Genomic DNA, 14,445 nt, shown 5'->3' with positions numbered 1-14,445 from the left:
GAACCGACAAGCTCGCCCTTGCTTACCAAGCCGCGCTACACCTCGCCTGCATCCTCATCTGGACCCGACACTGACCAAAGAGACAGAACCTAGGCGGTTCCGCAGGCCCCGCCGCCGGCTTGGCGTCGCTGACCGGCGACGCCGGCGTGTCGGCCGGCCACACCGGATCCGCGGCACGGCCCGGCCGCGCTCGGCGTCGCAGGCCTGCGGCACCAAGCCGGCGGCCGGGCACACCGGGAGCGACCGGGCCCGGCATCCGTCCGGCACCCGTCCGGCCCCCGGACAGCCGGCACTCCCGGTGACCCGCCACATCCCCGGCCCGGGAGGGGGCGGCGCCGGCCTACGGTGCCCCCCTCCCGGCTCCCCGGGTGAGCGGCACCAGCACGCCCCGCCCCGCCCGAGTCACCGACGAGGACGCTCGCAGCCCGGCCCTCCGGCCCGCCCGCGGGTCACCAACGGCCCGGCGCGGTCCCGGTGATCGGCTCCGAGGGCGTGCCGTCCACCCCGACGGGCACGTCCCCGGCGAGCATCACGCGGTGCATGATCCGGGGGTGGTCGAGGTGGGCGGTGTCGCCGGGGGCCAGGTGCATGGTGGCGCGGTTGTCCCAGAACGCCACGCTGCCCGGCTCCCACCGGAACCGGACCGTGTACTCGGGCCGGACCGCCTGCTCCAGCAGCATCTCCAGGATCGCGCCGCTCTCGGGCCGGGAGAGGCCGGCGATCTGCTCGACGTAGTAGCCGTTGACGTACAGGATCCGCTCGCCCGTCTCGGGGTGGACGCGCACCAGCGGGTGCAGGGAGGCGACCTGACGGTCCAGCAGGTGCCGGACGTACGCGTCGTCGCCGGGCCGGGGCTGGTAACCGACGCCGAGCCGGTGCTCGGCCCGCAGTGCGTCGACGAACTGGCGCAGCGGCGCGGAGAGTCCGGCGTACGCGGCCGCCAGGTTCGACCAGGTGGTGTCGCCGCCGTAGGGCGGTACGGTCTCGGCGCGCAGGAGCGTCGCCGCGGGCGGGTCGATACGGGCGCCGTGGTCGCAGTGCCAGCCGCGCAGCAGGGTGTGGCGGCGGCGGCGCAGCCACTCGTCGTGCTCCATCCCGAACCGCCCGCCCAGCTCCAGCCGGTCGGCGGTCGTCTCGATCTCCGGGAAGTCCGGGGGCGAGGCCTTGCCGCGCCGGGGCAGCACCACGGTCTCACCGAACCGGCGCGCGAACGCCACGTGCGCGGCGTGGTCCAGCCGCTGGCCCCGGAAGAACACCACCTTCCACCGCAGCACCGCCGCCCTGATCGCGGCGACCACGGCGTCGTCGAGGTCCGTGGCCAGATCGACGCCGCTGATCTCGGCCCCGATGTACCCGGCGACCGGCTTCACCTCCACGCCGGCCCTCCGCGCCGCCTCGTCCGTCGTCCTGCTGTCCGTCGCCATGCGCGCTCCGCTGGTCGTGGGCGTGGTTCCCGTCCCGAAGATCGTGACAGTGATCTCCGCCGAGGTGAAGGAAGCCCAATCTGTGCGGCAAGAGCGCCGGCATCACCGTAGGCGAAATGAAGGGCTCCTTCGGCGCCGCCCTGACCAGCCCTCACGTGGAGAACTGAAGGCCTTGTCCGGCCGGGGCGTGGTCGGGCGGGAACGCCCGCCCTACACCCTGAACTCGCGGATCACGGTGTTCCGGAACACCGCCTTCCCGTCCACCGTGAACAGCGCGAGCCCCGTGTCGACCAGGTACGGAAAGACCGCCGAGGAGTGCACGTACCTGCCGTCGTCCACGAACATCTCCACGGAGGTGCGGTCGACCAGGATGCGCAACCGCACCGCGCGGCGGACCGGGTCGAAGGGGCTGCGGCTCTCCTGCCATCTGCCCGTCATGTCGGGGGACACGGTGGGGCGGCGGTTGAGGTAGGCGTAGTCGCGGTGGACGCCGGCGTCGATGTGCCGGACGCCGTCCGGGGAGCGCCGCAGCTGTACCCCCGCGCCCGTGAGCTGGTCCCAGGAGATCTCGCAGGTCAGCTCGTACGCGGTGCCCCGGTGGTCGAGGAGGCGCGTGCCCTCGACCTCCAGGTCGCCGAGCCGCACCGTGCGGGAGACGTAGCGGTCGAGCGCGGCGGCCGGCCGGGACGCCAGGAAGTACGTGCCGTCGCCCCCGCGCTCCAGCGTGATCTCGCGGACGATCGAGTCGGTGCCGTTGAAGCCGTCACCGTCGATGGTGGGCGTGATGTGGGCGTAGTCCCAGTTGTTCAGCCAGCCGATCGCGTAGCGGGTGCCCTCGTCGAGGGTGCCGTCGGTGCCGCGTTTGTCGAAGGTGACGGCGCCGTACCAGTCCCAGCCGTGGTCGAGCCACTGCGGCTCGGTCGCGTCGGCGGTGAAGGCGCTGCCGTCGAAGGAACCCGTCCAGTACGCATACGTGTTGGGCAGCCCGGCCCCCTTGCCGTTGGCGCTCACCCCGAGCACCCACTTCACCGTGCCGTCCCCCGCTCGGATCCGGAACAGGTCGGGGCATTCCAGCACCCCGATGCCGCCCTTGACGAACCCGCTCACGTACGTCCAGGTCTTGAGATCCGCGGAGTGGTAGAAGCCCACCTTGTCGTTCTCGGCGAGGGTCATCACCCACCGGTCGCGCTCCTCGTCGCGGATCACCTTCGGGTCGCGGAAGTCGCGCACGCCGGGGTTGGGCAGCACCGGGCCGGTGCCGTGCGGGGTGAAGGTGCGGCCGCCGTCGGTGGAGTAGTACAGGTACTGCGCCTGGTCGGCCGGACCGTCGTGCGGTGACATCGTGGCCAGCACGACGACCGCGCCGGCCCCGAAGCCGGCCGTGTCATGCGTGTCGACCACTGCCGAACCGGACCAGACGTCGCCGTTGGGGGTGGTGTCCTTGGGCACGGCGATGCCCTGGTCGGTGAAGGACACCAGGTCGGTGCTGGTGGCCAGACGCCAGGCGGTGCCGATCTCGCCGACGAGGTAGTCGGCGTTGTGGAGGTAGTAGTAGTGGTACCTGCCGTCGATCCAGACCGGGCGCTGCGGGTCGTTCTTCCACTGTCCGGGGACGGTGAAGTGGTAGGCGGCGCGGTAGGACGCGCGGGCCGTCCTTGGCCTGGCCGCGGCCGGGCCCGCCGCTGCGGGCAGTAACGCGCCGGCTGTGCCCACGGCCGAACCTGCGAACAGCGCTCTCCTGCTGATCCCGCTCATCACACTCGTTCCTCTCGTCGGAAACGGCGGCTCATGGGACCAGGACTCTCGGACCTAACTCGTTAAAGGTCAAGCGCTCGCACGCCTTGACAGCTCTGCGCGGCCCTCACATCATCTGGGGCATCACCCCTCGTCTAACACGAGTTAGGCCCACAACGATGACCGACTCGCACCTCACCCGCCGCGCCCTCATGCGGTACGGCGCCTATGGCGCGGGGGCCGCCGCGCTGGCCGGCACCGCCGCGAGCTGGGACCGGCTCACCGGAGCCGACATCCCCGGCCGGGACGACGGCTCCCTAGTCGTCGCCACGCTGGGCCCCGCTTACGGGCCGGAGGCCATCCGCACGCTCCAGGAGGGCTTCCACGAGCTGCACCCCGACATCAAGCTCCGGATCAACGCCGTGCAGGCCGTCGACTGGTCGGACTTCTTCGCGAAGATCCTCACCCAGGTCGCGGCGGGCACCGCCCCCGACCTCGTCTACGTCGCCACCGAGGGCGTGCAGCTGTTCGCGCAGCGGCTCGGCGTGGCCCTGGACGCGTGGGTGCGGCGTGACGCGGCCGAGCTGAAGGAGTACTTCGCCGACGTCCACCCGTCGCTGGTGGAGTCGATGATGTACGAGGGCAGCCTCTACCAGCTGCCCGTGGAGTTCAACGCGGCCGACATGTACTTCAACCGGCAGGTGCTGCGCCGTGCGGGGGCGGACTTCCCGCCGGCCGACTGGACCCGCGACGACTTCACCACGCTGCTGCGGGACATGAAGAAGTCCAGCGGCTCCCGCTTCACACCGTATTTCTGGACCAACCGGCTCTGGGGCGGCGTTGTGCCCTGGCTGTTCGCGAACGACACCAACCTGCTCACCGAGTCCAAGGCGCCCGGCGGGCAGTGGCTGTGGGACGGCTTCTACCCGGCAGCTCAGCGCAAGGGCCGCGGCGGCGGCTTCCGCTGGACGACGCCGCAGGCCACCCACGACCGCGTCGAGGAGGTCTACGACTATCTCGCCTCCCTCATCCAGGACGGCCTGTGCACCCGCCCCGAGGGCGGCAACGGCCAGAACCTCATCGGCGTGTTCTCCACCGGCCGGGTCGGAGTCACCCCGGCGGGCGGCTTCTGGGCGGGCGGCCTGCACCTGGCCGGGATGGAGCCGGACGGGTTCGACGTGCAGTACTTCCCGCGCTGGCGCACCCAGCGCATGCAGTACGGCGCGGCGGGCTACGCGCTGCTGCGCACCTCGAAGATGCAGGACGAGGCCTGGGAGTTCATCAAGTACGCCGCCCGCCGGGACACCCTGGAGCGGCTGTTCGCCACCAACCAGACGACACCGGCCCGCCGCTCCCTGCTGACCGAAGGCCGCTACGCGAAGACCGGCCCGGCGCACTGGCAGGTCTTCTACGACACCCTCGACCGGTTCCCCGACACGGGGCCGATCCCGGCGCCGCCGCAGGTCGCCGAGGTCGAGCAGGTGCTGCTGAAGCACACCGGCACGGCCCTGGCCTCCTCGCGCTCGGTGCGTCCCGCGCTGCGCCGGATGCAGGGCGATCTGGAGAAGGCCATGGAGCGTGACGTATGACGAACACCCAGACGCCGCCCGCGCGATCGGAACGCCCCGCGGCCCCGCCCGCCCCGGCACCCCAGGGCCCCTCGGCCCGTGACCGCGGCACCCGGCTGCTGGCCACGCTCTTCCTGGCCCCGACGATCGTCGGCATCGTGGTCTTCACGGTCGTGCCCATCGTCGGATCGGTGGTGCTCAGCCTCTTCCAGTGGAATGTCATCGACTCTCCGTCCTACGCCGGACTCTCCAACTACGGCGAGGTGTTCGGCGACGAGACCGTGCTGGTCTCCTTCCGCAACACGCTGGTGTTCATGGTGTTCGCGGTGGCGCTGCAACTGCTGATCGCGCTGGCGCTCGCGCTGACCCTCAACGGGCGGATGCCGGTGTGGCTGCGGTCGGTGTTCCGCTCGGCGTTCTTCTTCCCGCTCGTGCTGTCCGCCGCGTCGATCTCGGTGGTGATGAAGTACCTGTTCAACCAGGACTTCGGGGTGGTCAACTGGCTGCTCGGCTTCGTCGGGATCGCGCCGGTGCCGTGGCTGACGTCGGAGAACGCGGCGATGGCGACCGTCGTCCTGGTCTATGTCTGGCAGCAGTTCGGCTTCTCGTTCCTGCTGTTCATCGGCGGCCTGAACAACATCCCGAAGGAGATCCACGAGGCCGCCGCCCTGGACGGCGCGACCGGCCTGCGCAAGCACCTCACCGTCACCCTGCCGCTGCTGTCACCGACGCTGCTGGTCGCCTCGGTCGTCGGCATCATCAACGCGCTGCAGGTCTTCGAGCAGCCGTACGTCCTCACCAACGGGGGTCCCGGCGACTCCACCCGCACGGTCGTGATGGTGATCTACGAGACGGCTTTCGAGCAGTTGCGCTTCGGTGAGGCGTCCGCGGTGGGTGTGCTGCTTTTCGTGCTGATCATGGCGGTCACAGCCCTTCAGTTCCGGCTCAGCCGGCGTTTCGTCCACTACCAGTGAGCCGGGTGAGTCTTCCCATGAGCCAAGCAACCCTGTCCTTGGGCCGTGTGCGGTACCGGCTGGCGCCCTGGGCGCGGATCGCCGGTCTGGCCGTCTGCGCCCTGCTCACCCTCGGCCCGGTGGTGTGGACGGTCTCCACCTCCCTGCGCACGCCTGCCGAGGCGTTCGACCTGCCGCCCCAGCTCGTCCCGACGAACCCGTCCACCGAGGCGTACCGTGGCGTGTTCGACCAGATCGACGTCTGGCTGCTGGCGCTGAACTCCACCCTGGTCACCGGGCTGATCGCGGTCGGGCAGATGATCACGGCGGGCCTTGCCGGTTACGCCTTCGCGCGGCTGGAGTTCCGCTTCAAGAAGCCGCTGTTCGGCCTGGTCCTGGCGACGATGATGGTGCCGTTGCAGGTCACCATCGTGCCGGTGTTCCTGGTGCTGAAGTCGATGAGCCTGACCGACACCCTGCTCGGGTTGATCATCCCGGCCTTTCCGACCGCCTTCGGCACGTTCCTGATGCGGCAGTACTTCCTGGGCATGCCCAAGGACCTGGGCGAGGCCGCGATGCTGGACGGCGCCGGGCCCTGGCGGACCTTCCGCTCCGTGTACGCCCCGCTGGCGGCGCCCGGCCTCGCGATCGTCGGTGTGCTGGCCTTCAATTACCACTGGAACGAGTTCTTCCGGCCGCTGATCCTCGAGACGTCGGGGCAGAACTACACGTTGCCGCTGGGTCTGGTCTCCCTCCAGGGCAACCTCGGCACCGGCTCAATCTCCGTCGTGCTCGCCGGTGTCGTCCTGTCCATGCTTCCCGCCGTCGCCGTGTTCGTCGTCGGCCAGCGCCCTCTGCGCGAGGGCATCACGTCCGCAGGAGTCAACCGTTGAGCCTCACCGCTCCCCCGCAGGACCCGCACGCCCCGCGCTTCCGGGTCCGCCCGCCGGCCAACTGGATGAACGACCCGAACGGGCCCTTCCGCTGGCGTGGCCGCCACCACCTCTTCTACCAGCACAACCCGCACGCCCCGGTGCACGCGAACGTCCACTGGGGGCACGCCTCCAGCTCCGACCTCGTGCGCTGGGAGCACCACCCGATCGCGCTCGCCCCGACGCCGGGCGGCCCGGACGAGGCGGGCTGCTGGTCGGGGTGTGTGGTCGACGACGCCGGCGTGCCGACGGCCGTCTACACCGGGGTCGACCGTGACCACGCCGGGCTCGGCACGATCTGCCTTGCACGGGCGGCGGACCCGGACGACGAGACGCTCATCGAGTGGACTCCCCTGCCCACGCCGGTGGTGACGGGCCCGCCCGAGGGGCTGGACGTGGTGATGTTCCGCGACCCGTTCGTCTTCCGGCACGACGGACGGCGCCTGGCGCTGGTCGGTGCGGGGCACGCCGACGGGACACCGTCGGTCCTGCTCTACGACTGCGACGACCTGACCGACTGGCGGTTCGCCGGAGTCCTCCTGGACGGCCGGGACGCGGCCGCCGCGGCGGCGTTCGGCGACCGGGCGACCGGCTGGGAGTGCCCGCAGCTGTACGCGACGAAGGGCGGCGAGTGGGTGCTGGTCGTGTCGCTGTGGGACGGCCACCCCTGGACCACCGCTTACCTGACGGGCCGTCTGGATACGGACCTCCGCTTCACCGCCCGGAAAGGCGGCCGGCTCGACCACGGCCGTGACTTCTACGCACCCGCCGTGCTCCAGGAGCCGGACCGCGCCCTGATGTGGGGCTGGTCGTGGGAGGCCCGCGAGCAGGGCGAGCACGACTGGGCCGGTGTGCTGACCGCTCCCCGTGTCGTCGACGTCCATCCGGACGGGGCTCTGCGGGTGGCCCCGGCCCCGGAGCTGCACCGGCTGCACGCCGCCGAGCCGTTCGTCACCGCCCCGGGCCGGGCCACGCTGCCCGTGGCCTACGACCTGACTGTCAGCGCCCGCAGCCACGCCACTGTGACCCTGCTGCAGTCGGCCTCGGGCGCCGAGCTCACGGTGTCCCTGGACCCGGACGAGGGCACCGTCACCCTCGACCGGGGCGGCTGGCCCCGCAAGGAGGCCGGGACAGCCGAGCCGATCGTCGTCCCTGTGCCGCCGCACGAGGAGCTCACGGTGCGCGTCCTCGTCGACGGCTCGCTGTACGAACTGTTCGTCGGCGACCGGGCCACGGTCACCGAGCGCGTCTACCACCGTGCGGACGACACAAGGGAGTTGAGTGTGACACCCGGCGCCGCCGTCACCGGATGGGCGCTGGTCCCACCGACGCGCGGCTGATCACCGGACAGGCCAGGCGCCGCACGGTGGCGGGCGGTGTCCGTCCGGTGGCGATGGCTTCGAGGAGGAGGCCCGCCGCGGCCTCCCCCATCGCCCGGTGCGGCAGCGCGACGGTGGTGAGGGGCGGCGTGAGGTGGGCGGCCATGTGCTCCTGGTCGTCGTAGCCCACCACCGACAACTCGCCGGGTACGGAGATCCCGAGCCGGGTCGCGGCGTGCAGGGCGCCCGCCGCGACCCGGTCGTTGTAAGTGAAGATCCCGGTGGGCCGCTCGTCGGCCGGGGCGCCGTCGAGGAGGCGGACGGTGCCCTCGTACCCGCCGGAGATCTCCCCTCCGGTCCGTACGACCCAGTCCCTGGGCACGGTGATGCCCTCGGCGCGCAGCGCGTCGCGGAAGCCGCGCAGCCGCTCCACCGAGGCGATGTCGTCCCGCCCGCCGACGAGGGCGACCCGCTGGTGTCCCTGCTCCAGCAGCAGCCGGGCCGCCGTCCGGCCTCCCGCGCGCTCGGCGGGGATGACGGCGGGCAGCGAGTCGTCCGCGGGCAGGCAGTTGGCCAGCACGGAGTGGGTGCGGTGCAGGCCCTCCGGGACGCGGACGCGGCGCAGGGACATGGCCGCGTAGATGATGCCGTCGACGCGCCGGTCGAGGAGTTCGGCGACCGCCGCGTCCTCCTTGGCCGGGTCGCCGCCGGAGTCGACGGTGAGGACCAGGTGCTCCCCGGCCCAGGCTGTGTCCATGGCGCCGCGCAGCAGCCGTCCGGCGAACGGCGAGGAGGCGATCTCGTCGGTGACCAGGCCGATCACGGCCGTACGGCTGCGGCGCAGGCCGCGGGCGACGGGGTCGGGCCGGTAGCCGAGCTGGGTCGCGGCCTGCCGGATGCGTTCCTGGGTCGCGGGCGAGAGGTTGCCGTCGGCCCGGCCGTTGAACACGAAGGACACCGCGGTGTGCGACACGCCGGCGAGCCGGGCCACGTCCCGCGAGGTGGGACGCCCCGATCCCGCCACCGGCTTCTTCTCGGCGCTGCCCATGCCGTCCGCCGTCCTCATCCGCCACCCGTCCGGTTGATCATTGCTCACCCTATCCGTGACGCTGGAGGGACGACACGGTCAACAGTCAACGGGAAGGTCCGACGGTGATCAGCATCCCGACGCACACGCTCAACGACGGTACGACGCTCCCCGCCCTGGGCCTCGGCACCTGGCCCCTGGGCGACGACGAGGCGCAGCAGGCGGTGCTCTCGGCCCTGGAGGCGGGCTACCGCCTGATCGACACGGCGACGAACTACCGCAACGAGACGGGGGTGGGCCGCGGGGTGGCCTCCGGCGTGGTGCCGCGCGAGGAGATCGTCGTGACGACGAAGCTCCCCGGCCGGCACCACGGCTACGAGGAGACCCTCGCCTCGTTCGAGGAGTCCCGGGCCCGCCTGGGCCTGGAGTACGTCGACCTGTACCTGATCCACTGGCCGCTGCCGCGCGTGGACCGGTACGTCGACGCCTGGAAGGCCATGATCAAGCTGCGCGAGGAAGGGCTCGTCCGGTCGATCGGCGTCTCGAACTTCACGGCCGGGCACATCGAGCGGCTGGAGAAGGAGACCGGTGTACTGCCCTCGGTCAACCAGATCGAGCTGCACCCCTTCCTGCCGCAGGACGAGCTGCGCGCCTTCCACGCGGGCAAGAACATCGTCACCGAGAGCTGGAGTCCGCTGGGCCGGGGCACGCCCCTGCTGGACGACCCGGCCGTGGCGCGGATCGCCGAGGCGCACGGGGTGTCGGCCGGGCAGGTGGTCCTGCGCTGGCACACGCAGTTGGGCGCGGTGCCGATCCCGAAGTCGGCGAACCCCGAGCGGCAGCGCGCGAACCTCGACGTCTTCGGCTTCGAGCTGAGCGAGGAGGAGATGCGGGCCGTCGCCGACCGGGCGCACCGGCGGGTCGGCGGGGACCCCGAGGCGCACGAGGAGTTCTGACGGGTACCCGGGCCGGCCGCGCCCTCGCCCAGGTCGCCTCGGAGGCGGCCGGGGAGTGACGCCCCGCGGGCGTGGTCAGAACAGCGGTGTGAGCGGCTGCTCGCACCAGATGGTCTTGCCCCTGGTGGTCTGCCGGCTGCCCCAGCGCTGGGTGAGCTGGGCGACCAGCAGCAGTCCGCGTCCGCCCTCGTCGTCCTGGTGGGCCCGCCGCAGGTGCGGGGAGGTCGAACTGCCGTCGGACACCTCGCAGATGAGGGTCTGGTCGCGGATCAGTCGGAGCTGGATGGGCGCGGCGCCGTACCGGATGGCGTTGGTGACCAGTTCGCTGACGACCAGTTCGGTGACGAAGGCCGTCTCGTCCAGTCCCCACGCGGTGAGCTGATCGGTGGCGGCCTGCCGGGTGGCGGCCACCTCCGCGGGGTCCGGTGTGACGTCCCAGGTGGCGACCTGGTCCGCGCCCAGCGCCCGGGTGCGGGCCAGCAGCAGCGCCACGTCGTCGCTGGGCTCCTCGGGCAGTACGGCCTTCAGCACGGTGTCGCACAGGGCGTCGAGCGAGTCGGCGGGCACGGTCAGGGCGCGGCACAGTTCGTCGGTGGCGTGGTCGACGTCGCGGTCGCGGTCCTCGATGAGTCCGTCGGTGTAGAGGGCGACGACGGAGCCCTCGGGCAGTTGGAGCTCCGTCGCCTCGAACGGCAGCCCTCCGACGCCCAGCGGGGGCCCCGCGCTCATGGGGATCAGCCGGGCGGATCCGTCGGGCAGCACCAGGGCGGGGGCGGGGTGCCCGGCCGCGGCCAGGTTCAGCCGGCGCGTGACGGGGTCGTAGACGGCGTAGAGGCAGGTCGCGCCGAGTTCCGCGACCTCCTCGCCCTCGTCGTCCGACGCGAGATGGGTGACCAGGTCGTCCAGGTGGGTGAGGAGTTCGTCGGGGGGCAGGTCCACGTCGGCGAGGGTGCGCACGGCCGTGACCAGCCGGCCCATGGTCGCCGAGGAGGGGATGCCGTGACCCACGACGTCACCCACGACCAGCGCGACCCGGCTGCCGGACAGGGGGATGACGTCGAACCAGTCGCCGCCGATGCCGGCCGCCGAGCCGGAGGGCAGATAGCGGTGGGCCACCTGGACGGCGGCCTGGCCGGGCAGCCCCCTCGGCAGCAGGCTGTGCTGGAGGGCCAGCGCGGTGGTGCGTTCCCGGGCGAAGCGGCGGGCGTTGTCGACGCAGACCGCGGCCCGGCTGGCGAGTTCCTCGGCGAAGACGGCGTCGTCGGCGGCGTAGTCGTCGGGCTGCTTGATGCGCACTGCCACGGCGACGCCGAGGGTGGTGCCGCGGGCCCGCAGCGGCACCGCCATCATCGAATGGACGCCCTTGCGGTAGGGGCGTCCTTGCGGGGCGCGCGTGTTGCGCTCGGCGACCCACCGCATGAAGGACGGCTCCCCCGCCTGGCTGAGGATCGCGCGGCCCTCCCGCATCGCCCGGGCGATGGGCGAGAAGCCGGGGTAGACGTCCACTTCTCCCAGGCGGACGGCGGCTTCCGGGGTTCCTTCGGTGTGGGAGCCGTGGGCGACTCGGCGCAGCACGATCTCCTCGGTGGGCACGGTCGGCGACTCCTCCGCGCCGAGGACCCAGTCGAACAGGTCCACGCTGGCGAAGTCGGCGAACCGGGGCACCACGACCTCGATCAGTTCCTCGGCCGTGCGCACCACGTCCAGGGTGGTGCCGATGGTGGCCGCCGCCTCGTTCAGCAGGGCCAGCCGCTGCCGGGCCCAGTACTGCTCGGTGCTGTCGAAGGCGGCGAGTGCGGTTCCGAGGAGTTCGCCGGCGGGGTCGCGGACCGGCCACATCTCGGTGACCCAGGCGTGCTCCCGGTTCAGGGCCGGGGCGCCCGTGTAGCTCTCGTAACGGAGCGGGCGGCCCGTCTCGATGACGTGGCGGAGATGCCAGTTGAAGCCGCGGCTGTGCTCGGCCTCCTCGACGGTCTCCGGGAAGTGCCGGCCGAGCAGGGTCTCCTCGGGCACACCCATCACGTGGCAGGCCGCGTCGTTGAGCCGCATGTAGCGCTGGCTGGTGTCGAACACGGACATCGACATGGACGCCTGCTGGAAGGCCTGCCCGGCCAGGGACGTCTCGGCGCTGCCGGGCTGCTCGGCGGTGACGACGAAACCGGGCCCCGCCTCCCCGTCCGGGCCCGTCACGGCGCACCCTCTGACGCGGAGCCCGATCAGATAGCCGTCGCGGTGGCGCACCATGACGGTGCCCGACAGCGCGGACACCGCCTCGGGCGGCACGTCCTCGGCGAGCAGTTCCCGTACGGCCCGGCCCACGGCCTCCTCGGCCGGATAGCCGGTCAGCCGCCGGGCACCCTCGCTCCACCCCGTCACAATGCCGCGGGCGTCGATGATCGCAGCAGCGGAGGCGTCCTCCATTCGTCCAGGATCATCCCTTTGCCGCCCGCTATCAAGCGCGGCGGCGCATTCGTGACGGTGTCAGCTCCGATGAGCGCGAAGGGCGGCGAGCGCCCGGTCGGCGTGGGCGTTCATGCGCAGCTCGCTGCGGACGACGTCGAGGACGGTGTGGTCCTGTGCGATGACGAACGTGGTCCGCTTGGTGGGTGCCAGGGAGAAGCCGCGTTTCACCCCGAACCGCTCGCGGACCGTGCCGTCGGCGTCGGAGAGCAGGGGCATACCGAGGGCGTGCTGTCCGGCGAACTCCTGCTGCCGCTCGACGGTGTCCCCGCTGATGCCGACCGGGCGTGCGCCGGCGGCGGCGAACTCGGCGGCGAGGTCGCGGAAGTGGCAGGCCTGCGCGGTGCAGCCGGGGGTCAGGGCGGCCGGGTAGAAGAAGAGCACGACCGGGCCCTCGGCGAGCAGCCCGGACAGGGTGCGGACGGTGCCGGTCTCGTCGGGCAGCTCGAAGTCCTCGACCTTGTCGCCCGTCTCCACACGCGCGCTCATGACCGGCCCTCCGCGTTCCGTGCGACGCCGCGGGCCCAGAGCACGAGGGGCACCTGCAGCGGCAGGCGTCCGAAGGCGGCGGCCTTCTGCGGCGTGGGGCGGTGGCGCCAGTCGGCGGCCATCTTCACGTTGGCGGGGAACACCCCGACGAAGAAGGCCGCCGTGGCCAGCGCGGCCGCCTTGCGGGTGCGCGGCGCCGCCAGACCCGCGGCCAGCGCCAGCTCGGCGGCACCGCTGGCGTAGGTCCAGGTCCTGGGCGTGCCCGGAAGGCCGCGCGGGATGGTCGCGTCGAACGAGCGTGGGGCGGCGAAGTGGGCGACCCCCGCGGCGGCCAGCAGGCCGGCGAGCAGCAGGGGCGAGCGTTCGGACCGGGACACGGTTCCTCCTCTGATGGCCTGCCGCGCGATATTACCGGGCGGTAAAGGGATGGACGGACCGGGGGGTTCACCAGGTCAGGCGCGGCGGTTGTGCGTGCCCGGGGTGTAGCCGAACGAGCGGCGGAAGACGTCGATGAACGCGCTGGCGGAGGACCAGCCGCAGCGGTGGGCGACGGTGGTGACGGGCAGGCCGTCGGCCAGCATCCGCAGGGCGTGGTAGAGCCGCGACTGCGTGCGCCACTGCGGGAACGTCATGCCGAACTCGGCGCGGAAGAGCCGGCTGAGAGTGCGCTCCCCCGCCCCGGTCGCGGCGCCGAGCGCGGCGAGGGTGCGCGCGTCGGCGGGGTCGGCGTGGACGAGCGCGCAGACGGCGGCCAGCCGCGGATCGGCGGGCGTGGGCAGGCGCAGCGGCTGCTGCGGCGAGAGGCGCAGCTGGTCGCGCAGGACGGCGCGCATCCGGCGACGCTCGGGGCTGTCGTCGTCGGGTTCGCGGGTGTAGGCGAGGATCAGCTCGCGCAGCAGCGGGCTGACGGCGAGGACGGCGGGGTGGTCCAGGCCGAGGGGGTTGCCGTCGGCGGGCAGGCCGACCAGGTGCAGGTCGAGGCGGCCGTGGGCGCGGTGGGCGTGCACGGTACCGGCGGGGACCCAGATGGCGCGGGTGCCGGGCGCGAACCAGGTGCCGGCGTCGGTGGTGACGGCGACGACGCCGGAGCCCGCGTAGACGATCTGGTGGTCGTCGTGCCGGTGCGCGTCGATGCGGTCGCCGGCGGTCAGCCGCTGGGCGCGGGTCGGCGCTTCGGGGGTGTGGCGGATGTTCGGCACAGTCCGGCAGATTATCGGAAGCGGGCCATGTCCGCCGCCGACGACGATCGCCGGGTGACCGCTTCGAGACGCGACCGACCCGTCCTGTTGATGTCCCTGGGACACGCCTGCGTGGATGTGTACCAGGGAGCCGTGGCCACTCTGGTGCCGTACTTCGTCGCCGAGCGTGCCTACTCCTATGCCGCCGCTTCGGGTGTCGTCCTGGCGGCGTCTCTGCTGTCGTCGCTGGTGCAGCCGCTGTTCGGGGTGCTCACCGACCGGCGGGGGGGGGGGGGGGGGGGGGGGGGGGGGGGGGGGGGGGGGGGGGGGAAAAAAAAAAAAAGGGGGGGGGGGGGGGGGGGGGGGGGGGGGGGGGGGGTTTTTTGGGGGGGGGGAGAGGGAGGG

12 protein-coding genes and 1 pseudogene are annotated in these 14,445 nt (G+C 72.3%); 6 read left to right on the top strand and 7 right to left on the bottom strand.

The annotated features are described in order from the left end of the window. Positions 1 to 449 precede the first annotated feature (449 nt). Complete coding sequence (locus ACZ58V_RS41395) at positions 450 to 1,424, bottom strand: TauD/TfdA dioxygenase family protein (RefSeq protein ID WP_468198197.1); 975 nt, start codon at positions 1,422 to 1,424, stop codon at positions 450 to 452. Between the two features lie 210 nt (positions 1,425 to 1,634). Next, positions 1,635 to 3,179: a glycoside hydrolase family 32 protein gene (locus ACZ58V_RS41390; RefSeq protein ID WP_468198199.1), complete on the bottom strand. Its 1,545-nt coding sequence runs from the start codon at positions 3,177 to 3,179 to the stop codon at positions 1,635 to 1,637. 158 nt (positions 3,180 to 3,337) lie between these two features. Between ACZ58V_RS41390 and ACZ58V_RS41385 the strand changes: the two genes are divergently transcribed. Genes ACZ58V_RS41385 through ACZ58V_RS41370 form a run of 4 tightly spaced genes read left to right on the top strand, consistent with a single transcriptional unit; the run spans position 3,338 to position 7,951 of the window. Next, complete coding sequence (locus tag ACZ58V_RS41385; RefSeq protein ID WP_471296540.1) at positions 3,338 to 4,747, top strand: extracellular solute-binding protein; 1,410 nt, start codon at positions 3,338 to 3,340, stop codon at positions 4,745 to 4,747. Continuing rightward, complete coding sequence (locus ACZ58V_RS41380; protein WP_471296537.1) at positions 4,744 to 5,700, top strand: carbohydrate ABC transporter permease; 957 nt, start codon at positions 4,744 to 4,746, stop codon at positions 5,698 to 5,700. Before ACZ58V_RS41385 ends, ACZ58V_RS41380 begins: the two co-directional genes overlap by 4 nt. A 17-nt stretch (positions 5,701 to 5,717) precedes the next feature. Beyond that, the gene (locus ACZ58V_RS41375) at positions 5,718 to 6,572 is read left to right on the top strand and encodes a carbohydrate ABC transporter permease (protein ID WP_468198206.1); all 855 of its coding nucleotides are present in this window, start codon (positions 5,718 to 5,720) and stop codon (positions 6,570 to 6,572) included. Beyond that, positions 6,569 to 7,951 carry a glycoside hydrolase family 32 protein gene (locus tag ACZ58V_RS41370; RefSeq protein ID WP_471296535.1) on the top strand — a complete coding sequence of 461 codons (1,383 nt, stop codon included), beginning with the start codon at positions 6,569 to 6,571 and terminating at the stop codon, positions 7,949 to 7,951. Before ACZ58V_RS41375 ends, ACZ58V_RS41370 begins: the two co-directional genes overlap by 4 nt. On the opposite strand, the gene ACZ58V_RS41365 is transcribed toward ACZ58V_RS41370, so the two are convergent. Continuing rightward, positions 7,914 to 8,978 (bottom strand): LacI family DNA-binding transcriptional regulator, encoded by a 1,065-nt coding sequence (locus tag ACZ58V_RS41365; RefSeq protein ID WP_471296532.1) that lies wholly within the window; start codon positions 8,976 to 8,978, stop codon positions 7,914 to 7,916. The genes ACZ58V_RS41370 and ACZ58V_RS41365 overlap by 38 nt on opposite strands. 104 nt (positions 8,979 to 9,082) lie before the next feature. Between ACZ58V_RS41365 and ACZ58V_RS41360 the strand changes: the two genes are divergently transcribed. Next, positions 9,083 to 9,913: an aldo/keto reductase gene (locus ACZ58V_RS41360; RefSeq protein ID WP_471296530.1), complete on the top strand. Its 831-nt coding sequence runs from the start codon at positions 9,083 to 9,085 to the stop codon at positions 9,911 to 9,913. Positions 9,914 to 9,988: 75 nt separating this feature from the next. Here the strand turns inward: ACZ58V_RS41360 and ACZ58V_RS41355 are convergent, their stop codons facing one another. The 4 genes from ACZ58V_RS41355 to ACZ58V_RS41340 all read right to left on the bottom strand — a co-directional run bounded on the left by ACZ58V_RS41355 (position 9,989) and on the right by ACZ58V_RS41340 (position 14,061). Continuing rightward, the gene (locus ACZ58V_RS41355) at positions 9,989 to 12,334 is read right to left on the bottom strand and encodes an ATP-binding SpoIIE family protein phosphatase (protein ID WP_468198215.1); all 2,346 of its coding nucleotides are present in this window, start codon (positions 12,332 to 12,334) and stop codon (positions 9,989 to 9,991) included. A gap of 60 nt (positions 12,335 to 12,394) precedes the next feature. Then, positions 12,395 to 12,862 carry a peroxiredoxin gene (locus tag ACZ58V_RS41350; protein WP_468198217.1) on the bottom strand — a complete coding sequence of 156 codons (468 nt, stop codon included), beginning with the start codon at positions 12,860 to 12,862 and terminating at the stop codon, positions 12,395 to 12,397. Next, a complete protein-coding gene (locus tag ACZ58V_RS41345; RefSeq protein ID WP_189729852.1) occupies positions 12,859 to 13,239 on the bottom strand; it encodes a DoxX family protein in 381 nt (126 codons plus the stop codon). Before ACZ58V_RS41345 ends, ACZ58V_RS41350 begins: the two co-directional genes overlap by 4 nt. Positions 13,240 to 13,314: 75 nt before the next feature. After that, positions 13,315 to 14,061, bottom strand: a complete 747-nt coding sequence (locus ACZ58V_RS41340) for an AraC family transcriptional regulator (RefSeq protein ID WP_471296527.1) — start codon at positions 14,059 to 14,061, stop codon at positions 13,315 to 13,317. Between the two features lie 27 nt (positions 14,062 to 14,088). Here ACZ58V_RS41340 and ACZ58V_RS41335 point away from each other — a divergent pair. Next, positions 14,089 to 14,445, top strand: a pseudogene (locus ACZ58V_RS41335) (hypothetical protein); the annotation flags it as partial.

It is taken from the genome of Streptomyces sp. NPDC040589 (genome assembly GCF_055594445.1).
Note: the sequence above shows the minus strand (reverse complement) of the source record. Positions and strands in the feature narration are given on the sequence as shown.